The sequence below is a fragment of the Streptomyces sp. NPDC093085 genome (genome assembly GCF_040683935.1).
Classification (GTDB): domain Bacteria; phylum Actinomycetota; class Actinomycetes; order Streptomycetales; family Streptomycetaceae; genus Streptomyces.
Genome location: NZ_JBFBFB010000011.1, coordinates 131,371 through 154,378 on the forward strand (window position 1 = coordinate 131,371; position 23,008 = coordinate 154,378).

A 23,008-nucleotide genomic window follows, 5' to 3' on the forward strand; every position below is an offset into this window, starting at 1 on the left:
GCCCAAGCCCCCGGCGCCTCACCAACCCCAACCGACAACAGGGAGAATCACGCCGGATCGATACGGGAAACCCGGCCACCGAGGTCGAGCGTGTACAACTCGCCGTCCCCGTCCTGCGCGAACGACACGACCTGGCCGCCGCTGACCCCGAGATCGCTCTCGCCGGTCACCTCGCCGTCAGCCATCCGCAGCGCGCGTACGGTGCCGTCGCAGTAGTCGCTGAACAGGTACTGCCCGGTGAGCTCCGGGATCGCCTTGCCCCGGTAGACGTATCCGCCCGTCACCGAGCAGCCCAGCCCGCTCCGGTCGTACTCGTGGACCGGCGGTACGTGGTTCGCGGGCTCCGTGCCGCCCCGGAACGGATGGTTCCCCTCCATGCCGGACCAGCCGTAGTTCTCGCCGCCCGGGCTGTCCGCGGGGGCCCAGTCGATCTCCTCCCACTCGCTCTGCCCGACATCGCCGATCAGCATGTCGCCCGTACCCGCGTCGAAGGAGAACCGCCACGGGTTGCGCAGCCCGTACGCCCAGATCTCGCCCTTGGCGTCCGGATCACCCACGAACGGATTGTCCTCCGGAATCGCATAAGACACCCCACTCCCCAACCCCCCGTCCGAACCACTCCCCGAACCCCCGCCCCCCGAACTCCCGCCCCCCGGATCCCCACCACTCGGATCCCCACCACTGGGGTCGATCCGCAGCATCTTGCCGAGCAGCGTGCCGAGGTTCTGCCCGTTGCCGTGCGGGTCACCGCCCGAACCGCCGTCGCCGAACGCGATGTACAGATAGCCGTCCGGGCCGAACGCGAGGTCGCCGCCGTTGTGGTTGGAGTACGGCTGCTCCTGCGTCAGCACCGTACGGCGGCTGTCCGCCTGGATCTCGCCGTCCCGTACCGCGAACTCGTCCACGGTGCTGGTGCCTTGGAGGTCCGTGTACGAGATGTAGAAGTGCCCGAAGTCCCTGTCGAACGCGATGCCCAGCAGCCCGCGTTCACCGTCGGTCGTGGTCTCACCGGATATGTCGAGCACGGGCTCACCGAGCCCCTGACCGCCCAGGATCCGTACCGTACCGGCGCGTTCGGCGATCCAGAGCGCGCCACCGGGACCCGCGGTACCCGCGACCGGATTCCGCGCCGTGGCCACCTCCGTAAGAGCGACCTGCCCCGCGGCGCGCGGGACCGCGGCCTCGTCGGCCGACGCCTGAACCAGGCCGAGGGAAGCGACAAGACAGATGGTGCCGATGATCGCTGAGCTTCTGGTGCGGACTTTCACCGTGACCTCCTGAGCAGCGATGGGAGAGACAACCCGGCTGCCTGGGCGGAGTCATACGGTCATGGCCGCCCGCGCCAGCACGCAACCTGGGTGGGGGATGGTGTGCCACTGGCCACTGATGAGAATAAAGGGACAGAAGCGATCCCTGTAGACCACGACTCAGCCCCTAACCCACCAGAATCCCGTCACCCCAGTGACCCCCGACGGGATCCCCGCCCCACCAACAGAATCCCTTCACCCCACCAGAATCCCGTCACCCCACCAGAATCCCGTCACCCCACCAGAATCCCGTCACCCCACCAGAAGTCCGTCACCCCAACAGAATCCCTTCACCCCACCAGAATCCCGTTCAACGCGTCACCCCGCATCTTCCGCGTCACCGCAAGCTCCTCCCGCAAGAGCCGTTCGTGCTCGTCCAGCCGCCCCATGGCGCTGGCAATCGCCCGCTGTCTCCCCAGATCAGGCAGGACAACGGGCAACTTCTCCAACACCTTGAGAGAGATGGTCTTCATGGTCCTGCTCCCTGTGGAGTGGGCGTCGAGCCACCTGCGGGCCTCAGGGCCGCGGAGATACGCGGCGAGATAGCCGGCGTCGAGCCCGGCGGGAGGCCGGAGCAGGAAGCAGCCCGTGCCACAGACCCAGCCCTCCTGCTCCTCACGGACGACAGCGCATCGCCCCAGTTCTCCACGGCGAGCCAGCACCACATCGCCACGCAGAAGCCGGAAGCGCCGCAGGCTCTGGGCGTGCCGCTCGCTGATGAACCTGATGCTCGTCGTGGTGAAACCGCTGTCCGTCAGGTCCTTGGGCATGACGACGGGGACCCCGGCGCCCTCGTCCGCCACGTAGTCCTTGGCGCGGATGAGGCTTCCCGAAGGCCCGGCGAGCAGCACGGCGGACGGAGAGGCCCCGAACACCACCGCGCCCCCCTCCCTCCCCTCCCTCCCTTCCCCTTCTTCCCGCTCCTTCTCCTCCTCCGCCAGGGCGCGCACGATGTCCCCGAGAAGCACGCGCGGAGGCCGTGCCCCGCCACGCGCCAGGCGCTCGCACCTGCCGAGACTCATCCGGAGGTCGGCCCTCGAACGGGACGTGGCGTCGTCGTACGGGTCCAACTCACCGGACACGGGACTCAGATCCAGCGCCACATCCGTTTGTTCCCGCTCGACTTCGACGTACAGCCTGGGATCGAGGCTGCCGTCGTTCGCAAGGATCTCCTCGTGCGCGACGGAGCGGGAGAAGCCCGGCTCATCGGGTGTCGTACGGGGAGACCGCTGCCACGCGTGAAGCCGACGGCTGATCCGCTCCGTGTCGTCTGCCGTCAGGACGAGCCGTTGCCGGGGCACCTGTGCACCGAGCCGGCCGGCATCGATGAACAAGACCTTGTCCGCGTCGCCGGGTGGCAATTGGCGGGCCGTGTCGCGGGCGAGAATCCACAGGTGCACGTGGACCGAGGTGCCGTGAAAGAGACGCTCCGGCAAGGCGATGACGGCGAGGAGCGCACCACCGGCGATCATCTCTTTGCGGATCTCCTCCTGGCGCCCCTCGGCCCACGCCGCTCCCTGCGGCATGAGCATCGCGGCGGTCCCGTTCTCACTCAGCCGGCTCCACGCGAGCTGAAGCCAGGCGAAGTTTGCATTGGACGCGGGGGGCTGGCCGAAGGGCCAGTCGACGCTGTCGACATCCCCGACACGCTGGTTGAACGGCGGATTGCACACCACCCGGTCGGCAAGGCCGTCGCCCTGACGCCGGAACAGCGACACGGGGTCGGAGGCCCCGACAACCGGCTGATCCACCCCGTGCAGGGCCAGATTCATCATGGCCAGCCGCGGATTGCTGCGATCCGTGGCGTACGCCTCGACAGCGGCTCCGTCGACAGGGCCGGCCCCGGCGATCCGCTGCGCCGCGACCGCGAGAAGACCGCCGGACCCACAGGCAGGGTCAAGGATCCGGTCTCCGGGCTGAGGCGACACGGACTCGACCAGGAGATCCGCGACCGCACGCGGCGTGTAGAACTCCCCCGCCGAATAGGTGCCTTCTTGTACGTGGCGCTCCAGGAGCAGCTCGCAGAGTTCCGCCCATCCTGCCTGGTCCAGGGGGCGACGCTGATGCAGCGCGGTGAGGAAGGCGGCCGCCCACGGTACGTCACCCGAGTCTTCGTCACCGTCGAAAACCCCGACATCAAGGTCGCGGAAATCAAACACGGGAAAGTGCCTGTGCCGACTGGCACCGGCCATCGCGGCGCGGAGGTCCTTCAACGGCGAGAGACCGAGGCGGGACTCCGCGACAGCCCGATTCCACCGCTTGACGAACTCACCCTCCACCCCACTCCCCACCTCGCTCCCCGCCCCGCTCACCGAGTCGACGAACCGCGCGAGCAACAGGATCGCGAGCATGGACGTCGGATCACCGAACGTGTTCCGGCCCCGCTGGTACGGCGCATACGCCCGCCAAAGCCGATCAACGACTTCCGCGGTGTGGCTCTCCATCTCCCTGCTCTCCATGCGGTGGATCCCCTCTTTCAAGGCGGTCAAGGCAGTCAAGGTGGTCAACGTCGTCAAGACGGGGCCTACTTCACCGGGTGATGGAGTACGCCGCTGCGGCGGCAAGCATCAGCAGACACAAGCGCAGTGTCATGCCCGTGCTCTGCATCGCCATCCTCAGCAGCTCGAAGAACGACTTCACTCTGCCGCGCCTCCTGTCGCACAACATATATGCGCAGTACTGCTGCGCATCTCTCAATAGTGACCGCACGACGCACGTTCCAACCTGCGAGTGCTTGATGTGATCGAATTTAGCAGCGCCCGGCAGCAAGCGCGCTTCCGATGCAACCCGCTGCGGCTATGACCCCTCCTATGCGCAGCGATACTGCGCATATCTCAAACCCGGAGACTGCTGATCACAGTCGTGCTGGAAGAACGCGGCGTTCGGCGGCCGATGGCGAAGGGCCGCTCACGATGTGACGCAGGTCGCACGTCGCCACGCGCAGGAATGTGCGGCACGACCGGCCGACCTCAGTTCCGTCCGCTGGTGGCTGGTGGCTGGTGGCTGGAGGCCCGAAGTTTGAGGCGCCGATTTCCAGGACGCCGAGCCGCCTCCCCAGAGAGGCCACCCAGAAAAACCACTCAGGGGCCCGACCCGCACTGCGGATCAAGCCCCTGCCTTGGTACTTCACTGTCGGGGTGGCGGGATTTGAACCCACGACCTCTTCGTCCCGAACGAAGCGCGCTGCCAAGCTGCGCTACACCCCGATGTCGCCCTTGTTCCTGGCGACATCGATTACTTTAGCCCACCGCTGGCCGGAGACGAAATCCGGTTTCGTGGGGCCAGGACCCCACGAAGGCCGCTCCTCCTCAGTCCGTTCCAGCCCCGGCGGGCTCCGGTGTCACCCGCGTGCCGTCAGCGTGAGCAGTGTGGCCTCCGGAGGGCAGGCGAAGCGGAAGGGGGTGTAGCGGTTGGTGCCGCAGCCTGCGGAGACGTGGAGGTGTGCGGTGTGGCCGGGGGTGTGGTGGGTGGAGAGGCCCCTGGCTCGGTCCGTGTCGAGGTCGCAGTTGGTGACCAGGGCCCCGTAGAAGGGGACGCGGAGCTGGCCGCCGTGGGTGTGGCCCGCCAGGATCAGGGGGTAGCCGTCGGCCGTGAAGGCGTCCAGGGAGCGCAGGTACGGGGCGTGGACCACGCCGATCGAGAGGTCCGCGTCCGTGGCCGGGCCGCCCGCGACATGGGCGTACCGGTCCCGCTTGATGTGCGGGTCGTCCACGCCGGTGAAGGCGATCTCGTGGCCGTCGATCTTCAGCCGGCCACGGGCGTTGTTCAGGCCCACCCAGCCCGCCTCGTCGAACGCGTCCCGCATCGGCTCCCACGGGTTGTGCACCGCCCCGACGGCCGGCGCGTTGCCGTTGAGGCCATGGCGGCCCTGGGTCTTCTCCAGGAGATAGCGGGCCGGGTTCCGCAGCTTCGGGCCGTAGTAGTCGTTCGACCCGAAGACATAGACGCCGGGGAACTCCATCAGCGGGCCCAGCGCGTCCAGCACCTCCGGCACGCCCTCCGGGTCGGAGAGGTTGTCGCCGGTGTTGACGACGAAGTCGGGGCGCAGCCCGGCCAGCGACTGGAGCCAGCGCTGCTTCTTACGCTGCCCGCTCACCATGTGGATGTCGGAGACCTGGAGAACGCGCAGGTCACGCATACCGCGCGGCAGCACCGGCACGGAGATCCGGCGGAGCCGGAACGAACGGGCTTCGAACCCGGCGGCGTAGACGAGGCCGGCCGCCCCGACCGCCGCGATACCTGCTGTGACTTTGAGGGGAGCCCCATAGCGTGCGCGCATGCGCTCCATGGTCGCAGACCTGACCGGCCCGGGAAATCCGCGGGCGACCACCTCGGAGCACCTGCCACACTTGCCCCCATGACCAGCCTTAAGTCCAGACTGAAGGAAGACCTCACCGAGGCCATCAAGGCGCGTGACGAGCTTCGCTCGGCCACGCTCCGGCTCACCCTCACCGCGATCACCAAGGAGGAGGTCTCGGGCACGTCGGCGCGCGAGCTCTCCGACGACGAGGTGCTGAAGGTGATCGCGCGGGAGGCGAAGAAGCGCCGCGAGGCGGCCGAGGCGTTCACGCAGGGCGGCCGCGACGAGCAGGCCGAGCGGGAGCGGGCCGAGGGCGCGCTGCTCGACACGTACCTGCCGAAGCAGCTCTCCGACGAGGAGCTGGCCGGCATCGTGGTGGAGGCGGTCGCGGAGGCGAAGGCCGCGGGCGCCGAGGGGCCGCGGGCGATGGGCGCCGTCATGAAGATCGTGAACCCGAAAGTCGCCGGCCTCGCCGAGGGCGGCCGCGTCGCAGCCCTGGTGAAGAGCACGCTCGCCGACCAGGGCTGACATCGCAGACAGGGCTCCGACTCCGGGGCGCCCCCTCGGTTACGCCGACGGGCTCCGCCCCCTCCGGGGTAACGCCGACGAGCCCCGGCACACGCCGCCGGGAGCCCCGCCCGCACCCCGGCGGATCCCGCATCCCGCTGGCCTGCCCCCTCGGGCCCCGTCCTGCGCGCCCCCGTCACCCCCGTCACCCCCAACGCCCCCGTCACTCCCGAGCCCCATCCTGCGCGCCCCGAGCCCCATCCGGTGCGTCCCCCAGGCCCCGTCCGGTGGCCGCCGATGGTTCATCGTCGCCCCCGCCGGAGCCCCGCCCCGACGAATGCCCAGAGGGCGGCCCGCGCATTTGCGGGCCGCCCTCTGGCGGTCTTGCGTGGCCGGCGTGCGCCCCGATCGGTGCGCTACGTCGCCGGCGTGCGCCCCGCGGGGCGAGGCGCACGCCCGGGGTTTACGGGAAGCCCCCGTTCCCGTTTCCGTTCCCGCCGTTCCCGTTGCCGCCGTTACGGCCGCCGCCGAACAGGTTCTCGGGGAACGAGAAACCCGGGTTCGGCTTCTCGTCGCCCGAGCCGCCGTTGTCGGAGCCCGAGCTGTTCCCGCCGTTGCCCCGGCCGCCGTTGTCGCCGGGCTTCTCCCGCCCTGGGTCCTTCGGCTTCTGCGCGTCCGGGATGTCGACGGTGACGAAGGTCGGTGCCTCCTTGCCGTCCAGCGCCCCGGCGACCGCGTCCTTCCAGATCGGCCCCGGCACCTGGCCACCGAAGACCTTGTCGTGGTAGACCCCGCCGATGGTGATGCCCTCCATCTGCACCTGCTGGGACGGGCTGCCGACCCAGACCGCGCCGGACAGGTTCGGGGTGTAGCCGACGAACCAGGCGTTCTTCCGCGCGTCCGTCGTCCCCGTCTTGCCCGCGTTGTCGCGGCTGGTCAGACCGGCCGCCTCACCGGTACCGGAGTCGACCACGCCCTTGAGCAGGGTGTTGATCGTGTCGGCGGTCTTCTCGGACATCGCCTGCGAGCAGGTCGACTTCGGCACCCCGAGGCTCTTGCCGTTCGCCGTCTTGATGGAGGAGATGGCGATCGGCGTGCAGTACGTGCCCCGGTTGGCGAAGGCGGCGTACGCGCTGGCCATCCGCAGCGGCGAGATGCCCTGGGAGCCCAGCGTCAGGGCCGACGGCGACTCCGGGAGCTTCTTGCCGTCGCCCTGGACGACGCCCAGCTTGGCGATCGTCTCCGTCACGGGGCAGAGTCCGATTTGCTCTATCATCTGCACGAAGTAGGTGTTGACCGACTTGGCCATCGCCTCCTTCAGCGCGTAGGGACCGACCTCCGACTCGTTCTCGTTCTCGGCCGTGTCCCCGCCGGTGTTGACCCACGGCTTGCCGCTGCACGTCTGGATCGAGGCCGGGTACGGCATGTCGTACGGCGACGGATACGACTGCGTCGGCGGCACCCCGCGCTCTATGGCCGCGGTGGCGAGGAACGGCTTGAACGTCGAACCCGTCGGGAAGCCGTAGTTCGAGCCGCCCATCCCGTGGTCGACGGAGAGGTTGATCTGGGTCTCGTTCTTCCCGAAGCCGTACGGCTTGGACTGGCCCATCCCGAGGATCTTGCCGGTGCCGGGCTCCACCAGGGTCACGGCCGCGGCGACCTTGTCGCTCTGGTTCACGTGGTCCTTGATGGACGCCTGCACCGCGTTCTGGGCCTGCGGGTCCAGCGTGGTCCGGATCGTCAGCCCGCCCTGTGCCCAGAGCTTGCCGCGCTCCTCCCGGGTCTTCCCGAAGGTCGGGGAGGTCAGGAAGACCTCGCGCACGTAGTCGCAGAAGAAGCCCGCCCCGCTGACCGCCGTGATGCAGCCGTTGTTCGGACGGCTCACATTGAGCTTGATCGGCGTGGCCTTGGCGCGGTCGGCCTCCGCCTGCGAGATGTCGCCCACGGCGGCCATCCGCTGGAGCACGGTGTTGCGCCGCTTGGTGGCCTCCTCCTCGTCGTTGACGGGGTCGTACCGGCTCGGCGACTGGACGATGCCCGCGAGCATCGCCGACTCCTCCAGCGTCAGGTCCTTGGCCGGCTTCGAGAAGTAGCGCTGGGAAGCCGCCTCGATCCCGTACGCCGCCTGTCCGAAGAACGTGATGTTGAGGTAGTTCTCAAGGATCTTCTTCTTGCCGAGTTCCTCCTCGACCTGGATCGCGTACTTCAGCTCCTGGATCTTGCGGCCCAGGGTCTGCTGGGTGGCCTCCGCGACCTTGTCCGGGTCGTCGCCGGCCTCCTCGACGAACACGTTCTTCACGTACTGCTGTGTCAGGGTCGAGGCACCCTGCGCGACGCCGCCCGACTGCGCGTTGCGGTTCACGGCCCGCAGCACACCCTTGAGGTCGATGGCCCCGTGCTCGTAGAAGCGCGAGTCCTCGATCGCGACGATCGCCTTCTGCATGTACGGGGAGATCTTCTTGAGCGGCACCACGGTCCGGTCGCGGTTGTAGACGGTGGCGATGCGGCCACCCTGGGCGTCCAGGATCGTGGTGCGCTGACTCAGCGGCGGAGTCTTCAGGTTGGCGGGGATCTCGTCGAACCCCTCGACCGTTCCCTTCGCCGCGAGCCCGAGCGCGCCGAAGGCCGGCAGCGCGATTCCGGCGAGTACCGCTCCCGCGAGCACACTGACACCGAGGAACTTGGCGGCCTGCTGGGTCCCGGTGAGACCCCCGCCCGAGCGCTTCTTTGGCATGGGGGCAGCCTACGTTCTCAAACGCCGGACACGCGTCAAGGCTCTGGCCTAAGCTGTCCTCAACTGTCACAGCGGTGCGGTCATGCATCAAGACCTCCCTCCAACTTCCCGTGAAACCGAATCGCGAGAAGTAATGTCCGAATCACCCCGATAGGCTGTCGGACGTCCGTTGTGGCTCGACTGAAATAACCCGACTCTTTTGGATTGTTCCTTTATGCCCTTGGGTCACTCCCCTGGGTGATCTGCCGCGTGCGCATAGTCCGTTCGGGCCATTCAAGATTGGGCCCGAAGGGGGTGTTGCGCTGTGCCCGCCTTCCGTAACGTCCTCAACTGGCAACGGTGAATATGCCGCTGCCGCCGTGGGGGAGCCTCGATTCGGGAGAGGACGGCGCCGGCATGGGCTGGGTAACCGACTGGAGTGCGCAGGCAGCTTGCCGCACTACCGATCCAGATGAACTGTTCGTACAGGGTGCGGCGCAGAACAGGGCCAAGGCGGTGTGCACCGGATGCCCGGTGCGGACCGAATGCCTGGCCGATGCGCTGGACAACCGCGTTGAGTTCGGTGTGTGGGGCGGGATGACGGAGCGCGAGCGCCGTGCATTGCTGCGCAGGCGTCCGACCGTCACCTCGTGGCGTCGGCTGCTGGAAACGGCGCGTACGGAGTACGAGCGCAGCGCGGGCCTGTTGCCCGTGGGCTTGGAGGATGACGAGACGTACGAGACCTACGCGGCGGTCGGGTAGATCCCTGGTCGCCCCGGCGCCGGGGCGGATGCGTCGCGGTCCCTACCGGTACCGCACGGACTCCGCCCTGGCCGGGCCCTGGTGAAAGGGCCTGTCGTGAGCGCGCTGGGTGTGACGTGGACGAGTGGCGGCGAGGTGCGACATGCCTCGCGTCGCGGATTGTTGGGGGGCCATACATCCCCGTGGCCCCGCAATGCCGTCTGCGTACTCCCAGCCTCGGCTCCACCTCTTCGAGCTCCGGGCTCCGGGCGTCTCGCTCTCTTCTCTTTCTTTTGTTTTGTGCCTGCTTTTGCACCCACATTTATGCGCCGTTGTTTTGTGCGCCGCTTCGTAGCTTCGCCTGTCGCTTTATGTGCATGCGGCGCCCGTTTATGTGCGCGCGAGCCTCATTCCGTCGCGGTTGGGACGCTGTTCAGTCGTGCTGTCGGCGTGTCCCCGACGCGAGACGATCGCCGATCGCCCTGAGTCCGGCCAGGTCGTGCACGTCCCCCGGCAGGGCCCCCACCTCGACCACCGCCACCTCGGGGTGGAGCGCGGTGAAGCGGTCACGCGTACGCCGCTCACGGGCGAGGACCTGCATACGCTCGGCGTGCAGGTACAGCAGACCAGCCGTCAGCTGTTCCACAGTTGTGACAGAAGAGGGTCCGCCGGCAGTAGCCGAAGCGGACACATCCGCAGGAACGCCCCCCGGGGTCTCCGAAGCTGGAGTCGCCGGGGTCTCTGACGCCGTGGATGTGTGGGGAGGCTGGGGGTCCCGCCAGCGCTCTGGGCTGTCCGTCCTGTCTGAGCTGTTCGAGCCGTCCGAACTCTCGTCGCCGTCTGATGTGTCCGGAGTCTTCTCCGTCGTTTCCGCGGTGGAAGCTGCTGCGGCGGTTACAGGGGGCTCGACGGCCTCAACAGGGCCGTGCGGCTCGGACGCTTCGGGAGAGGAGCCGTCCGGGGTGGTACCGCCACTGCGAGCATTCCCCCGTATCCGGTCGGTCATGCGCGGATCCTCAAGATTTTCTGCCGCCGCCCGCGCCCGCTCCGCCGACAGCCGCGCCGCCCCGCTGCCATGGACCCGGTTGAGGACCAGCCCCGCCAGCGGCATCTCCTCGGCCGCCAGCCGCCGCACGAAGTACGCGGCCTCGCGCAGCGCGTCCCGCTCCGGCGCCGCCACCACCAGGAACGCCGTGCCCGGCGCCTGAAGCAGCCGGTACGTCGCGTCCGCCCGGGTGCGGAAGCCGCCGAACATCGTGTCCATCGCCGTGACGAACGTCTGCACGTCGCGCAGGAACTGGCCGCCCAGCAGCTTCCCCAGCGTCCCGGTCATCATCGACATACCGACATTCAGGAACTTCATCCCGGCCCGGCCGCCCATCTTCGCCGGGGCCATCAGCAGCCGGATGAACTTCCCGTCGAGGAAGGACCCGAGCCGCTTCGGCGCGTCCAGGAAGTCCAGCGCGGAGCGCGACGGCGGCGTGTCGACGATGATCAGGTCCCAGGCGTCGCGGGCCCGCAACTGCCCCAGCTTCTCCATCGCCATGTACTCCTGCGTGCCGGCGAACCCGGCCGACAGGGACTGGTAGAACGGGTTCTCCAGAATGGCCCTGGCCCGCTCCGGATCCGCGTGCGCCTCGACGATCTCGTCGAAGGTCCGCTTCATGTCGAGCATCATCGCGTGCAGCTCGCCGGTCCCCTCGACGCCCTTGACCTTCCGCGGCGTGTTGTCCAGCGAGTCGATCCCCATCGACTGGGCCAGCCGGCGCGCCGGGTCGATGGTCAGGACGACCACCTTCCGCCCGCGCTCCGCCGCCCGTACGCCCAGCGCCGCCGCCGTCGTCGTCTTGCCGACCCCGCCGGAGCCGCAGCACACGATGATGCGCGTCTCCCGGTCGTCGAGCAGCGGGTCGATGTCGAGCGGGGCGGCCGCGGAGTCCAGGGTCATGCGAAGACCTCACCAAGTTCCCGTAGCTCTCCCGCCAGCCGGTAGAGACCGGCGAGGTCCATCCCCTCCCCGATGAGGGGGAGCTCGTACGCGGGCAGCCCGAGCTTCGCCAGCACCGCCCGCTGCTCGCGCTCCAGCTCCACCCGCTGGGCGTGCTCGGCGGCCTGTTCGAGCAGCGGACCGACCAGTTCCGCGGGCGCGGACACCCCGGCGGCGCCGAGCGCCCCGGCCACCTCCGCGCGCCGGTCGCCCGCCGCCGCCCGTACCGCCGCCTCGTCCAGCAGATGCGGACGCACCATGTTCACGATCACCTTGCCGACCCGCAGGCCGGCGGCGCGCAGTTCGGCGATGCCGTCCGCGGTCTCCTGGACCGGCATCTCCTCCAGCAGCGTCACGAGGTGCACCGCCGTCTCCGGCGACTTCAGGACCCGCATCACCGCCTGTGCCTGATTGTGTATCGGGCCGATCTTCGCCAGCCCCGCCACCTCGTCGTTGACATTGAGGAAGCGGGTGATGCGGCCGGTGGGCGGGGCGTCCATCACCACATAGTCGTAAGCGAAACGTCCCTGCTTGTCCCGCCTGCGGACCGCCTCGCACGCCTTGCCGGTGAGCAGGACGTCCCGGACACCGGGCGCGATCGTCGTCGCGAAGTCGATCGCGCCGATCTTCTTGAGCGCCCGGCCCGCGCTGCCGAGCTTGTAGAACATCTGGAGGTAGTCGAGGAGCGCCCGCTCGGCGTCGATGGCCAGGGCGTACACCTCGCCGCGGCCCGAGGCGACGGCGATCTTCCGCTCCTCATAGGGGAGGGCTTCCGTCTCGAAAAGCTGTGCGATCCCCTGCCTGCCCTCGACCTCTACGAGAAGCGTGCGTTTGCCCTCGGTCGCGAGGGCGAGCGCGAGGGCGGCGGCGACCGTCGTCTTACCGGTACCGCCCTTGCCGCTGACGACCTGGAGCCTGCTCACGTATTCGAGCCTAACCAGTAAGACCGCGGGCTACGCACGAGCCCGTCACGCGGTACGACTACAGTCGGCCCATGACCAAGTGGGAATACGCGACCGTGCCCCTTCTCGTGCACGCGACCAAGCAGATCCTGGACACCTGGGGCGAGGACGGCTGGGAGCTCGTCCAGGTCGTGCCCGGCCCGAACAACCCCGAGCAGTTGGTGGCCTACCTGAAGCGGGAGAAGAACGGATGAGCGGAGCCGTCGACGCCACCCTCGCGGAGCTCGGTCTGACGCTCCCCGAGGTCGTACCGCCGCTGGCCGCCTACCAGCCGGCCGTACGGTCCGGGGCGTACGTCTACACCTCGGGGCAGCTCCCGATGGTGGACGGCAAACTTCCGGTCACCGGGAAGGTGGGCGCCGAGGTCACCGCGGAGGAGGCCAAGGAACTGGCCCGTACCTGCGCGCTGAACGCCCTCGCCGCCGTACGGTCGGTCGTCGGCGACCTGGACCGGATCGCCCGCGTGGTGAAGGTCACCGGCTTCGTCTCCTCGGCCCCCGACTTCACCGGCCAGCCCGGTGTGATCAACGGCGCGAGCGAGCTGCTGGGTCAGGTCCTCGGCGACAAGGGCGTGCACGCGCGCAGCGCCGTCGGCGTCGCCGTGCTGCCGCTGGACGCGCCGGTCGAGGTCGAGATCCAGGTGGAACTGACCGAGGACTGAGTCCGTCCCCGGAAGGTCCCGTCCGGTGCGTGCGTACGGCACGTACGGGGCGGGACCTCTCCGCATCCGTGGGTACGGGGCGGGCCCTCCCACACGGGCGGGCGAGGGCCCCTCGAACATCCTCGCGCCAGCGCATAGCATCCGGCCATGTCCAATGGTCAGTGGTACCCGCCCGAATGGCCCGAGCGGATCCGCGCCCTCGCCGCCGGTGAGCTCACCCCGGTGACCCCCCGGCGCGCCGCGACCGTGATGCTGCTGCGCGACGAGGACGGCGGCCCCGCCGTCCATCTGCTGCGGCGCCGTACCTCCATGGCCTTCGCGGCGGGCGCGTACGCCTATCCGGGCGGCGGCGTCGACCCCCGCGACGACGACCCCCTGGTCGGCTGGGCCGGGCCGGGGCGCGACGTCTGGGCGCGGCGGCTCGGGGTCGAAGCGGCGGCGGCGCAGGCCATCGTCTGCGCCGCCGTACGGGAGACGTACGAGGAGGCGGGCGTCCTGCTCGCGGGCGAGGGCCCGGACCGCGTCGTGGGGGACATCGGGGCCGCTGGCGGCGGCAGGGGCGCCGGAGACGCCGGTGACCCGGAGGGCTGGGAGGCCGATCGCGCCGCCCTGGTCGCCCGCGAGTTCTCCTTCGCCGAGTTCCTGCGCCGGCGCGGCCTGGTCCTGCGCAGCGACCTCCTCGGCGCGTGGGCCCGCTGGATCACCCCCGAGTTCGAGCCACGCCGCTACGACACCTGGTTCTTCGTGGCCGCCCTCCCGGCGGGGCAGCGGGCCAGGAACGTCTCGACCGAGGCCGACCGCACGGTGTGGATCAGCCCCGCCGAGGCGACGCGAGGCTACGACAAGGGGGAGCTGCTGATGATGCCGCCCACTGTCGCGACCCTGCGTCAACTCCAGGCGTACGGTACGGCCGCCGACGCGCTCGCCGGGGCCGAGGGGCGGGACCTGGCTCCCGTCCTGGCCACGGCCCGGATGGAGGGCGGAGAGCTGGTGTTGACCTGGCCGGGGCACCAGGAGTTCACCAAACGCGTCAACACAAACCTCAACGGCAACACCGATACCAACCCGAACCCCAGCCCCAGCCCCAGCCCGAACCCCAACACCGATGCCGCGCCCGGCGCCCCGCGCCCGACCGGAGGCACCCGATGAGCGACGCCGCCGCCCTGCCCGGCCAGCCGCGCGGCGGAGTCCTCTCCGGCCCCGCCACCGCCCGCGCCGTGAACGTCCTGGCCCCGAACCCCTCCCCGATGACGCTCGACGGCACGAACACCTGGATCGTCTCGGAGCCCGGTTCCGACCTGGCGGTGGTGATCGACCCCGGGCCGCTGGACGACGCCCACCTCAAGGCGGTCATCGGCGCCGCCGAGCGAGCCGGGAAACGGGTCGCGCTGACCCTGCTCACCCATGGCCACCCGGACCACGCGGACGGCGCTGCGCGCTTCGCCGCCCTGACCCGTACGCCCGTACGCGCCCTGGACCCGGCCCTGCGGCTCGGGGACGAGGGCCTGGCGGCCGGGGACGTCGTCACCACGGGCGGTCTTGAGCTGCGCGTCGTGCCCACCCCGGGCCACACCTCCGACTCGCTCTGCTTCCACCTGCCGGCCGATCGCGCGGTGTTGACGGGAGACACCGTCCTGGGGCGCGGTACGACGATGGTCGCCCATCCCGACGGCAGACTCGGCGACTACCTCGACTCGCTGCGCAGACTGCGCTCGCTCACGGTCGACGACGGGGTCGACACGGTCCTGCCGGGCCACGGTCCGGTCCTGGACGACGCCCAGGGGGCCGTGGACTTCTATCTGGCCCATCGCGCCAACCGGCTGGCCCAGATCGAGACGGCCGTCGAGAACGGCTACCGCACGCCCACGGAGGTCGTGGCGCATGTGTACGCGGGCGTGGACCGCTCCCTGTGGCCCGCGGCCGAGCTCTCCGTACGCGCCCAGCTCGACTACCTGCGCGAGCACGGCCTGATCCCGGAGTAGCGGCCTGCTCCCGGAGCGGCCACCGGCACCGGCCACCGGCACCGGCTCCGATCACCGGCACCGGCACCGGGACGCCGAAGGGCCCGCCAGGACGTCCTGGCGGGCCCTTCGCGGAAATCAGCGGCTCCCTGCCGCCTCAGCGGCCTCCGCCGCTTCAGCGCCGCGCCTCCGCCGCCTCAGCGCGAGCGCTTCGCGAGGCGCTCCACGTCCAGGAGGATCACCGCACGCGCCTCCAACCGCAGCCAGCCGCGCTGGGCGAAGTCGGCGAGCGCCTTGTTGACCGTCTCGCGCGAGGCGCCGACGAGCTGGGCCAGCTCTTCCTGGGTCAGGTCGTGGACGACATGGATGCCCTCCTCCGACTGCACGCCGAAGCGGCGCGACAGGTCGAGGAGCGCCCGCGCCACCCGGCCGGGAACGTCGGAGAAGACCAGGTCGGACATCTGGTCGTTCGTCTTGCGCAACCGCCGCGCGACGGCCCGCAGCAGCGCCGTGGCCACCTCGGGGCGCGCGTTCAGCCAGGGCTGGAGGTCACTGTGGCCGAGGCCGAGCAGCTTGACCTCGGTGAGCGCGGTCGCGGTGGCGGTGCGCGGGCCCGGGTCGAAGAGGGACAGCTCGCCGATCAGCTCGCCGGGGCCGAGTACCGCGAGCATGTTCTCCCGGCCGTCGGGGGAGGTGCGGTGGAGCTTGACCTTGCCCTCGGTGACCACGTAGAGGCGGTCGCCGGGGTCGCCCTCGTGGAAGAGCGCGTCACCACGCGCCAGCGTCGCTTCACTCATCGAGGCGCGAAGCTCGGCTGCCTGCTCGTCATCGAGCGCCGCGAAGAGCGGGGCACGCCGCAGAACGTCGTCCACGTGTTCTCTCCTTGTCGACCTGCTCAGGGAATGTGGTCCCACCTGCTCAGAGGACCGTGGTCCCCATGATGCCGTACGGGCTGCTACTTCTCGGGTGGGTCGGCATCTCCGGGCTCTCCTCCGCCCTCCGCCGGTCTTCGCCGAGATTCGCGTGTTCGAACAGCTTGTTCGAAACTGTCCGATCAGGCACAAGTTTGACGTACGTACGTGCTCCTCCGTGCCCCGAGGGCCGATTCGAGTGGTGATCCGCCGTGGCCGGGGCGGATGTCAGTGGGGGGCTTTACTCTGGCCGGGTGTCCAACTCGCCGGTGACAGCGCAGGCCAAGGGGGCTGGAAAAGTGTCCGCGGAGCGTAATTCCGCTGTGGGCGAACAGCCTTCGGCGAAACCGAAAAAAGCCGCAAAAGGGTCAAAAGGCAAGGCGGTGACCTCTGCCTCCCCGGACCTGGCCACGCCAGGAACAGCGGCCGGGCAGGGGGCGGCGGCCAAGGGGGCAGCGGCCCGGCCGAGAGCGGCGGCCAAGCCGGAATCGCGGCTGGCGATGGTCCGCCGGGCCCGCCGGATCAACCGCGAGCTGGCCGAGGTCTATCCGTACGCCCATCCCGAGCTGGACTTCCGCGACCCCTTCGAGCTGCTCGTCGCGACGGTCCTGTCCGCCCAGACGACCGACCTCCGGGTCAACCAGACGACGCCCGCGCTCTTCGCGAAGTACCCCACACCCGAGGACATGGCCGCCGCCCCGCCGGAGGAGCTGGAGGAGATCATCAGACCGACCGGTTTCTTCCGGGCCAAGGCCAAGTCCCTCATCGGGCTCTCCACCGCGCTCCGGGACCGTTTCGGCGGCGAGGTGCCGGGCCGGCTGGAGGATCTGGTGACGCTGCCGGGCGTCGGCAGGAAGACGGCCAATGTGGTGCTCGGCAATGCCTACGGTGTCCCCGGTCTCACCGTGGACACGCACTTCGGACGGCTGGTCCGCCGCTGGAAGTGGACGGAGCAGGAAGACCCGGAGAAGGTCGAGGCGGAGATCGCCGCGATCTTCCCCAAGAGCGAGTGGACGATGCTCTCGCACCGGGTCATCTTCCACGGCCGCCGGATCTGCCACGCCCGCAAGCCCGCCTGCGGCGCCTGCCCGATCGCGCCGCTCTGCCCCTCGTACGGAGAGGGGGAGACGGACCCGGAGAAGGCCCGCAAGCTCCTCAAGTACGAGAAGGGCGGCTATCCGGGCCAGCGCCTCGACCCGCCCGCCGACTACCCGGGCAAGCCGGCCCCGCCCGCGGCCACCGCACGGGCCTGACCGGCACGCATGCTTGAGGCACCGTGCCGAGGCACCGGCCGAAGCAAGGGCCCATGCATGGACGCGGCCGCGATGGAGCAGGCTGTGGAGGCCGTGGCACACACGATCGAGTGGAGACGGACGGGTGCGGAACGATCCGGCCGACAGCAGGCGTTGTACGACGGGGGTGCCCATGACGAGCGCACGAGAGACCTACGACCCGGCGAACACCGTCGCCCTGTCCACCGAAGGACTGCCCGACTGGCTGACGCCCGTCGCCGCTGCCGCGAGCACGGTACGGGGCGCGCAGCTCAGCCGCTTCCTGCCGCCCGAGAGCGGTGACGGCCGCCAGTCCGCCGTCCTGATCCTCTTCGGCGAGGGGGAGCGCGGTCCCGAGCTGCTCCTCATGGAGCGCGCCGGCAGCCTGCGCTCGCACGCCGGGCAGCCCGCCTTCCCCGGCGGAGCCCTCGACCCCGAGGACGGCGACCCGGCGACCGTGGGCCCGCTGCGCGCCGCGCTGCGCGAGGCCGAGGAGGAGACCGGCCTCGACCCGGCGGGCGTCCAGCTCTTCGGTGTGCTGCCCCAGCTCTACATCCCGGTGAGCGGCTTCGTGGTGACCCCGGTCCTCGGCTGGTGGCGTACGCCCACCCCGGTCCGCGTCGTCGACCCCGCGGAGACCGCCCGGGTCTTCACGGTCCCGGTGGCCGCGCTCACCGACCCGGCCAACCGCGTGACCGCCCGCCACCCCAGAGGCCACCAGGGCCCGGCCTTCCTGGTCGAATCCGCCCTGGTCTGGGGGTTCACCGCCGGAGTCATCGACGGGATCCTGCACCACGCCGGATGGGAGCGCCCCTGGGACCGCTCCCGGCAGGTCCCACTCGACTGGCGTGCATGAAAAGCTGACCCAGGGCCCCTGACCCAGGGCCCCGTTCGGGGGCGGCGCCAGGAGCGGCGCGACCGGTGATATTTCCGCGAGGCAAGCGAGGCTATAGACGGTGAACGTGCTGGACATCCTGCTGCTGCTCGCCGCCGTCTGGTTCGCGGTCGTGGGCTACCGCCAGGGGTTCGTCGTCGGCATCCTGTCGGTGATCGGCTTCCTCGGCGGCGGTCTCGTCGCCGTCTACCTCCTCCCCGTGGTCTGGGCGCGGCTCACCCAGGACGCCGAGGTCTCCACCACGGCCGCCGTCGTCGCGGTCGTCATAGTGATCGTCTGCGCCTCGGTCGGCCAGGCGTTCACCACCCATCTCGGCAACAAGCTCCGCCGCTACATCACCTGGTCACCGGCGCGCGCCCTGGACGCCACCGGCGGCGCGCTGGTCAATGTCGTGGCCATGCTCCTGGTCGCCTGGCTGATCGGCTCCGCCCTCGCCGGTACGTCCCTGCCGACGCTCGGCAAGGAGGTCCGCTACTCGAAGGTGCTCAGCGGCGTCTCCCGGGTGATGCCCTCGGACACGACCTGGTTCAAGGACTTCTCCGCCGTCCTCGCGCAGAACGGCTTCCCCCAGGTCTTCAGCCCGTTCGACAACGAGCCCATCACCCCGGTCGAGGACCCGGACCCGAAGCTCGCCGGCAGCCCGGTCGCGGAGCGTGCCAAGAGCTCCATCGTCAAGGTCGTCGGTACGGCGCAGAGCTGCGGCAAGGTCCTCGAAGGCTCCGGCTTCGTCTTCGCTGACCGCCGCGTCATGACCAACGCGCACGTGGTCGGCGGCGTGAACGAGCCGACGGTCCAGATCGGCGGCGAGGGCAAGCTGTACGACGCCACGGTCGTCCTGTACGACTGGCGGCGCGACATCGCCGTCCTGGACGTGCCCAATCTCCCCGCCACGCCGCTCCGGTTCAGCGACAAGCCCGCGGCCACCAAGGACGACGCGATCGTCGCCGGCTTCCCGGAGAACGGCGCGTACGACGTCCGCTCGGCCCGTGTGCGCGGCACGATCGACGCCAACGGGCCCGACATCTACCGGCGCGGGGAGGTCCGGCGGAGTGTCTACTCGATCTTCGCGACCGTCCGCCAGGGCAACTCCGGCGGCCCGCTCCTCACCCCCGAGGGCAAGGTGTACGGCGTGATCTTCGCCAGGTCGCTCGACGACGCCGAGACCGGCTACGCCCTGACGGTGGACGAGATCCGCGAGGACATCGAGCTCGGCAGGACCGCGAAGCAGCAGGTCGACACCGAAGGCTGCGCCCTCTGACCGGACCCGCTCCGACCGGACCCGCTTTGACCCGGCTCGCTCCGACCGGACCCGCTCCGACCGGGCCTAGGAACGTTGATGGCGGAGCCGGGCGGAGACCCACCGCGCCCTGCGGCGGAGAATCCGCGAAATGCCGAGCCGGGGATCATGCCCCTGGTCATCGGAGCCGCCCTTTCTGCGGGTGATCGGCACCGTGGCCGAGCGGCGGTTGCGTGCTGCGTCACCGTAGTCGTGCGTCCAGCCCATACCCCGACGTCTGCCCGGGGCCCATGGTCGGTAACCGCGCCCAAGGGGGCCAATCGGCCTATGCGCGCGGCATTTGGCTGATCGTAGGACAAGCGTTCGCCGCCCCTATGGACGTGCTCCCCGTCAACGGTCCGGTTCGGGGTCCTGGAGCCAGTTGATCAGCTCGGAGGAGAAGGCCACCGGGTCCTCCTCGTGCGGGAAGTGCCCCAGACCGTCGAAGAGCCGCCAGCGGTACGGCGCCTCCACGTACTCCGCGGACCCCGCCGTGCTGCGCGTTCGCATCGCCGGATCGAGTGACCCGTGGAGCTGGAGCGTCGGCACCCGCACGGGCCGTTTCATCCGCCGGTTGAACTGGATGCCGTCGGGCCGTGCCATCGACCGCACCATCCACCGGTACGGCTCGATCGAGCAGTGCGCCGTGGACGGTACGGCCATCGCACGCCGGTAGACCCCGATCGTCTCGTCGTCCGGCGGCCGGGGCCCCGACCACTCCCGGATCAGCCGCCCCACCAGCGCCGCGTCGTCCGCCAGCAGTTGACGCTCCGGCAGCCACGGCCGCTGGAAGCCCCAGATGTACGAGCCGGCCCGGCTCTGCGAGAAGTCCGAGAGCATCGCGGAGCGCCAGCGGCGCGGGTGCGGCATCGAACAGACCGCCAGCCGGCGCACCAGCTTGGGCCGCATCACCGCCGCCGTCCAGGCGAGATAGCCGCCCAGGTCATGGCCGACGAGCGCGGCGTCGGGCTCACCGAGGGAGCGCACCACACCGGTGATGTCGAGGGCCAGGTTGGCCGGGTCGTACCCGCGCGGCGTACGGTCGCTGCCGCCCACCCCCCGCAGGTCCATCGCGACCGCCCGGTACCCCGCCGCCGCGAGCGCGGGGAGCTGATGGCGCCAGGCCCACCAGAACTGCGGGAACCCGTGCAGCAGCAGTACCAGCGGCCCCTCGCCCATCTCGGCGATGTGGAAACGCGCGCCGTTGGCCGCGACATCGCGATGGGTCCACGGCCCGTCGAGGCGTACGGCGGAACCCGGCACCGGGGCGGACCGGTGTGCCGGCCCCGGCGAACTCGCCGGAGGGGTACCGGGGGTGACGCCGGGCTCGGAATCAGGGTCGGTCATACCGTCGAGCGTGCCACAGCCGTGGAGGGTTCCCCGGCCTCGCGCGGGTGCGGCTTGACGTTCTGGAGCACGGCGGCGGTCTGCTTCGCCGAGGCGATGGACTTCTGCGGCGGCTTGACCTTCTTGATCTTCATGGCCGCGAAGGCCCCCAGCAGAGCGCCGATCAGCAGGAACGCGACGCCCACGATGAGGAACGACCAGGCGAGGCCCAGGCCCAGATTGTGGATCCCGTACGCGGCGGCGAAGCTCAGCACCGGCAGCGCGAAGACCATGAACACCGCACCGATGACGCCGGCCGCGCCGCCGGCGACACCGCGCTTGACGTCCTGCCGTACCTCCGCCTTGACCAGCGCGATCTCGTCGTGCACCAGTGCGGACATCTCGGCGGTCGCCTCGGCGACCAACTGGCCGATACTCCGCTCCGCACTGCCGGACTCGACCACGGTGCCGGTCCTCACGGCGTCGTCGGTGACATACGTCCCGGGGTCGCTCATCGGAGACTCCCTACCTTCTCGCTCTTCATCGTCTGCGGATCGCGGGCCGGCCCTCACCGCGAGGGCGGATCACGGATCGCCGATCGCGGATCGCCCTGGCCGTGGACCGCAGCCCGTCGGATGTCCGATCATGCCGGACCGGAGCGCTCATCGCGCGCCGCCCCCGCGTGTTCCGCCCGCCGCCGGTGCTCCGCGGCCTTCGCCTCGTACAGCGCGGCCATGCGCAGGTGGTACTCCGGGTCGTCCTGTTCGTAGATGTCGGGGATGCCGTCCAGGTCCTCGTCGCGCTCCTCCGCCTCGTACAGCGCACGGTACGTACGGACCCGCATCTTGAGCAGCGCGCCCGCGAGGACGGCGGCGATCAGGGAGCCCGTCAGCACCGCGGCCTTCACCTCGTCGGTGAGCGCGGGGTCGGTGGCGAAGGCCAGCTCGCCGATGAGCAGCGAGACGGTGAAGCCGATCCCGGCGAGCGTGGCGAGGGCGAAGACATCGGGCCAGGCCAGCTCCTCGTTCAGCTCGGCACGGGTGAGCCGTACGGTCAGCCACGTACCGCCGAAGATGCCGACGGTCTTGCCGACCACCAGGCCGAGGACCACCCCGAGGGTCTCCGGCTCGGTGAAGACCCGGCCGAGCGCGCTGCCGGAGACCGTGACCCCCGCCGAGAAGAGGGCGAACAGCGGCACGGCCAGCCCCGCGGAGAGGGGGCGCACGAGGTGCGCGACGCGCTCGCCGGGGGAGTGCTCCTCGCCCTCGCGCGGGGCGCAGCGCAGCATCAGGCCCATCGCGACCCCGGCGATGGTGGCGTGGACGCCGCTGTTGTACATGAGCCCCCAGATGACCAGGGCCAGCGGAACGTAGACGTACCAGCCGCGCACCCCCTTCCGTACCAGCAGCCAGAAGACGGCCAGGCCCGCGAAGGCGCCGCCGAGCGCCAGGAAGTTCAGGCTGCCGGTGAAGAAGATCGCGATGATCAGGATGGCGAAGAGGTCGTCGACGACGGCGAGGGTGAGAAGGAAGGCACGGAGCGCGGACGGCAAGGAGGTGCCGAGGACCGCGAGGACGGCGAGGGCGAAGGCGATATCGGTGGCGACCGGAACGGCCCACCCGTCGAGTGAACCACCGCCCACCAGGTTGACGAGGAAGTACACCAGCGCGGGGGCGGCCATACCGGAGAGCGCGGCGATGACGGGGAGGGCGGCGGCCTTCGGGTCGCGCAGTTCGCCGACGACCAGTTCGCGTTTGAGTTCGATGCCGGCGACGAAGAAGAAGACGGCGAGCAGCCCGTCGGCGGCCCAGTGCTGCACGGAGAGGTCGAGACCGAGCGCGCTCGGCCCGAAATGAAAGCCGCGCAGGGAGTCGTAGGCGCCGCGCAGCGGGGTGTTCGCCCAGACCAGAGCGGCGACGGCGGCCACCAGGAGGAGCATGCCGCCGACGGTCTCGGTACGCAGGGCCTCCGCGATGTAGTTCCGCTCGGGGAGCGGGAGCACACCGAGGAACTTGCGGGCGGGCGCGGGGGGCGGCGTGGGGGCAGACGGGGACATCCGGCGTCCTTCGGTCGTCGGCGGGCATGAGTGATCACATGCCGACCAGACTTCCCGGCGCCCCTATGGATTTCGTATTCATTTGTCGACGCGCTCCGTACCCTACCCGGACGCGCCGAGCGGGGCCCGGCGTA

At 70.1% G+C, this 23,008-nt stretch carries 20 protein-coding genes and 1 tRNA gene; 9 read left to right on the forward strand and 12 right to left on the reverse strand.

Annotated elements, in window-relative coordinates:
- Nucleotides 1–47 precede the first annotated feature (47 nt).
- The 4 genes from AB0O07_RS26485 to AB0O07_RS26500 all read right to left on the reverse strand — a co-directional run bounded on the left by AB0O07_RS26485 (nucleotide 48) and on the right by AB0O07_RS26500 (nucleotide 5,586).
- On the reverse strand, nucleotides 48–1,268 hold the full coding sequence (locus AB0O07_RS26485) for a PQQ-dependent sugar dehydrogenase (RefSeq protein WP_365637587.1): 1,221 nt from the start codon (nucleotides 1,266–1,268) through the stop codon (nucleotides 48–50).
- A gap of 329 nt (nucleotides 1,269–1,597) precedes the next feature.
- Nucleotides 1,598–3,823, reverse strand: a complete 2,226-nt coding sequence (locus tag AB0O07_RS26490; protein ID WP_365637590.1) for an N-6 DNA methylase — start codon at nucleotides 3,821–3,823, stop codon at nucleotides 1,598–1,600.
- Nucleotides 3,824–4,439: 616 nt separating this feature from the next.
- Nucleotides 4,440–4,513: transfer RNA gene (locus tag AB0O07_RS26495), tRNA-Pro, on the reverse strand.
- Between the two features lie 134 nt (nucleotides 4,514–4,647).
- The gene (locus tag AB0O07_RS26500) at nucleotides 4,648–5,586 is read right to left on the reverse strand and encodes a metallophosphoesterase (RefSeq protein ID WP_365637592.1); all 939 of its coding nucleotides are present in this window, start codon (nucleotides 5,584–5,586) and stop codon (nucleotides 4,648–4,650) included.
- 78 nt (nucleotides 5,587–5,664) lie between these two features.
- On the opposite strand from AB0O07_RS26500, the gene AB0O07_RS26505 reads away from it, so the two are divergent.
- Nucleotides 5,665–6,135 (forward strand): GatB/YqeY domain-containing protein, encoded by a 471-nt coding sequence (locus tag AB0O07_RS26505; protein WP_365637594.1) that lies wholly within the window; start codon nucleotides 5,665–5,667, stop codon nucleotides 6,133–6,135.
- 442 nt (nucleotides 6,136–6,577) lie between these two features.
- Here the strand turns inward: AB0O07_RS26505 and AB0O07_RS26510 are convergent, their stop codons facing one another.
- The gene (locus tag AB0O07_RS26510; RefSeq protein WP_365637595.1) at nucleotides 6,578–8,848 is read right to left on the reverse strand and encodes a transglycosylase domain-containing protein; all 2,271 of its coding nucleotides are present in this window, start codon (nucleotides 8,846–8,848) and stop codon (nucleotides 6,578–6,580) included.
- 396 nt (nucleotides 8,849–9,244) lie between these two features.
- Here AB0O07_RS26510 and AB0O07_RS26515 point away from each other — a divergent pair, with 396 nt between their 5' ends.
- On the forward strand, nucleotides 9,245–9,589 hold the full coding sequence (locus tag AB0O07_RS26515) for a WhiB family transcriptional regulator (protein ID WP_030353248.1): 345 nt from the start codon (nucleotides 9,245–9,247) through the stop codon (nucleotides 9,587–9,589).
- 412 nt (nucleotides 9,590–10,001) lie between these two features.
- On the opposite strand, the gene AB0O07_RS26520 is transcribed toward AB0O07_RS26515, so the two are convergent.
- Together AB0O07_RS26520 and AB0O07_RS26525 are read right to left on the reverse strand one after the other, a co-directional pair.
- Entirely contained in the window at nucleotides 10,002–11,516 is a 1,515-nt protein-coding gene (locus AB0O07_RS26520) for an ArsA-related P-loop ATPase (RefSeq protein WP_365637597.1), read from the reverse strand.
- A complete protein-coding gene (locus tag AB0O07_RS26525; RefSeq protein ID WP_365637599.1) occupies nucleotides 11,513–12,478 on the reverse strand; it encodes an ArsA-related P-loop ATPase in 966 nt (321 codons plus the stop codon). Before AB0O07_RS26525 ends, AB0O07_RS26520 begins: the two co-directional genes overlap by 4 nt.
- Nucleotides 12,479–12,549: 71 nt before the next feature.
- Here AB0O07_RS26525 and AB0O07_RS26530 point away from each other — a divergent pair, with 71 nt between their 5' ends.
- The 4 genes from AB0O07_RS26530 (at nucleotide 12,550) to AB0O07_RS26545 (ending at nucleotide 15,160) form a co-directional block, all read left to right on the forward strand.
- Nucleotides 12,550–12,711, forward strand: a complete 162-nt coding sequence (locus AB0O07_RS26530; RefSeq protein ID WP_365637601.1) for a DUF4177 domain-containing protein — start codon at nucleotides 12,550–12,552, stop codon at nucleotides 12,709–12,711.
- Nucleotides 12,708–13,178 (forward strand): RidA family protein, encoded by a 471-nt coding sequence (locus tag AB0O07_RS26535; RefSeq protein ID WP_365637604.1) that lies wholly within the window; start codon nucleotides 12,708–12,710, stop codon nucleotides 13,176–13,178. The genes AB0O07_RS26530 and AB0O07_RS26535 overlap by 4 nt, the downstream gene beginning before the upstream one ends.
- Nucleotides 13,179–13,325: 147 nt before the next feature.
- A complete protein-coding gene (locus AB0O07_RS26540) occupies nucleotides 13,326–14,327 on the forward strand; it encodes an NUDIX hydrolase (RefSeq protein ID WP_365637607.1) in 1,002 nt (333 codons plus the stop codon).
- Entirely contained in the window at nucleotides 14,324–15,160 is an 837-nt protein-coding gene (locus tag AB0O07_RS26545; protein WP_365637609.1) for an MBL fold metallo-hydrolase, read from the forward strand. The genes AB0O07_RS26540 and AB0O07_RS26545 overlap by 4 nt, the downstream gene beginning before the upstream one ends.
- Nucleotides 15,161–15,336: 176 nt before the next feature.
- Here the strand turns inward: AB0O07_RS26545 and AB0O07_RS26550 are convergent, their stop codons facing one another.
- Nucleotides 15,337–16,011, reverse strand: coding sequence for a Crp/Fnr family transcriptional regulator (locus AB0O07_RS26550; protein ID WP_365637610.1), 675 nt, complete (start codon nucleotides 16,009–16,011; stop codon nucleotides 15,337–15,339).
- Between the two features lie 422 nt (nucleotides 16,012–16,433).
- Here AB0O07_RS26550 and nth point away from each other — a divergent pair, with 422 nt between their 5' ends.
- From nth to AB0O07_RS26565, 3 genes are all read left to right on the forward strand, one after another.
- Nucleotides 16,434–17,303, forward strand: coding sequence for an endonuclease III (nth, locus tag AB0O07_RS26555; protein WP_365637612.1), 870 nt, complete (start codon nucleotides 16,434–16,436; stop codon nucleotides 17,301–17,303).
- Nucleotides 17,304–17,475: 172 nt separating this feature from the next.
- The gene (locus AB0O07_RS26560) at nucleotides 17,476–18,177 is read left to right on the forward strand and encodes a CoA pyrophosphatase (RefSeq protein WP_365637616.1); all 702 of its coding nucleotides are present in this window, start codon (nucleotides 17,476–17,478) and stop codon (nucleotides 18,175–18,177) included.
- 100 nt (nucleotides 18,178–18,277) lie between these two features.
- Nucleotides 18,278–19,474, forward strand: coding sequence for a MarP family serine protease (locus AB0O07_RS26565; protein ID WP_365637617.1), 1,197 nt, complete (start codon nucleotides 18,278–18,280; stop codon nucleotides 19,472–19,474).
- A 66-nt stretch (nucleotides 19,475–19,540) separates the two neighbouring features.
- Here AB0O07_RS26565 and AB0O07_RS26570 read toward each other — a convergent pair whose 3' ends face one another.
- The 4 genes from AB0O07_RS26570 to nhaA all read right to left on the reverse strand — a co-directional run bounded on the left by AB0O07_RS26570 (nucleotide 19,541) and on the right by nhaA (nucleotide 22,874).
- A complete protein-coding gene (locus tag AB0O07_RS26570) occupies nucleotides 19,541–19,720 on the reverse strand; it encodes a hypothetical protein (protein WP_365637618.1) in 180 nt (59 codons plus the stop codon).
- Nucleotides 19,721–19,843: 123 nt separating this feature from the next.
- Nucleotides 19,844–20,839 carry an alpha/beta hydrolase gene (locus tag AB0O07_RS26575; RefSeq protein ID WP_365637621.1) on the reverse strand — a complete coding sequence of 332 codons (996 nt, stop codon included), beginning with the start codon at nucleotides 20,837–20,839 and terminating at the stop codon, nucleotides 19,844–19,846.
- Nucleotides 20,836–21,333 carry a phage holin family protein gene (locus tag AB0O07_RS26580; RefSeq protein ID WP_365637624.1) on the reverse strand — a complete coding sequence of 166 codons (498 nt, stop codon included), beginning with the start codon at nucleotides 21,331–21,333 and terminating at the stop codon, nucleotides 20,836–20,838. The genes AB0O07_RS26575 and AB0O07_RS26580 overlap by 4 nt, the downstream gene beginning before the upstream one ends.
- 128 nt (nucleotides 21,334–21,461) lie before the next feature.
- Nucleotides 21,462–22,874, reverse strand: a complete 1,413-nt coding sequence (gene nhaA / locus AB0O07_RS26585) for a Na+/H+ antiporter NhaA (protein ID WP_365637626.1) — start codon at nucleotides 22,872–22,874, stop codon at nucleotides 21,462–21,464.
- Between the last annotated feature and the right edge of the window lie 134 nt (nucleotides 22,875–23,008).

Bases quoted from the DNA above. Each gene is read 5' to 3' on its own strand.
- AB0O07_RS26580 (WP_365637624.1), bottom strand. From the start codon at position 21,333: ATGAGCGACCCCGGGACGTATGTCACCGACGACGCCGTGAGGACCGGC.
- AB0O07_RS26530 (WP_365637601.1), top strand. From the start codon at position 12,550: ATGACCAAGTGGGAATACGCGACCGTGCCCCTTCTCGTGCACGCGACC.
- AB0O07_RS26505 (WP_365637594.1), top strand. From the start codon at position 5,665: ATGACCAGCCTTAAGTCCAGACTGAAGGAAGACCTCACCGAGGCCATC.
- AB0O07_RS26515 (WP_030353248.1), top strand. From the start codon at position 9,245: ATGGGCTGGGTAACCGACTGGAGTGCGCAGGCAGCTTGCCGCACTACC.
- AB0O07_RS26520 (WP_365637597.1), bottom strand. From the start codon at position 11,516: ATGACCCTGGACTCCGCGGCCGCCCCGCTCGACATCGACCCGCTGCTC.
- AB0O07_RS26570 (WP_365637618.1), bottom strand. From the start codon at position 19,720: ATGGGCTGGACGCACGACTACGGTGACGCAGCACGCAACCGCCGCTCG.
- AB0O07_RS26540 (WP_365637607.1), top strand. From the start codon at position 13,326: ATGTCCAATGGTCAGTGGTACCCGCCCGAATGGCCCGAGCGGATCCGC.
- AB0O07_RS26510 (WP_365637595.1), bottom strand. From the start codon at position 8,848: ATGCCAAAGAAGCGCTCGGGCGGGGGTCTCACCGGGACCCAGCAGGCC.
- AB0O07_RS26535 (WP_365637604.1), top strand. From the start codon at position 12,708: ATGAGCGGAGCCGTCGACGCCACCCTCGCGGAGCTCGGTCTGACGCTC.
- AB0O07_RS26575 (WP_365637621.1), bottom strand. From the start codon at position 20,839: ATGACCGACCCTGATTCCGAGCCCGGCGTCACCCCCGGTACCCCTCCG.
- nhaA (WP_365637626.1), bottom strand. From the start codon at position 22,874: ATGTCCCCGTCTGCCCCCACGCCGCCCCCCGCGCCCGCCCGCAAGTTC.
- AB0O07_RS26560 (WP_365637616.1), top strand. From the start codon at position 17,476: ATGACGAGCGCACGAGAGACCTACGACCCGGCGAACACCGTCGCCCTG.
- AB0O07_RS26545 (WP_365637609.1), top strand. From the start codon at position 14,324: ATGAGCGACGCCGCCGCCCTGCCCGGCCAGCCGCGCGGCGGAGTCCTC.
- AB0O07_RS26500 (WP_365637592.1), bottom strand. From the start codon at position 5,586: ATGCGCGCACGCTATGGGGCTCCCCTCAAAGTCACAGCAGGTATCGCG.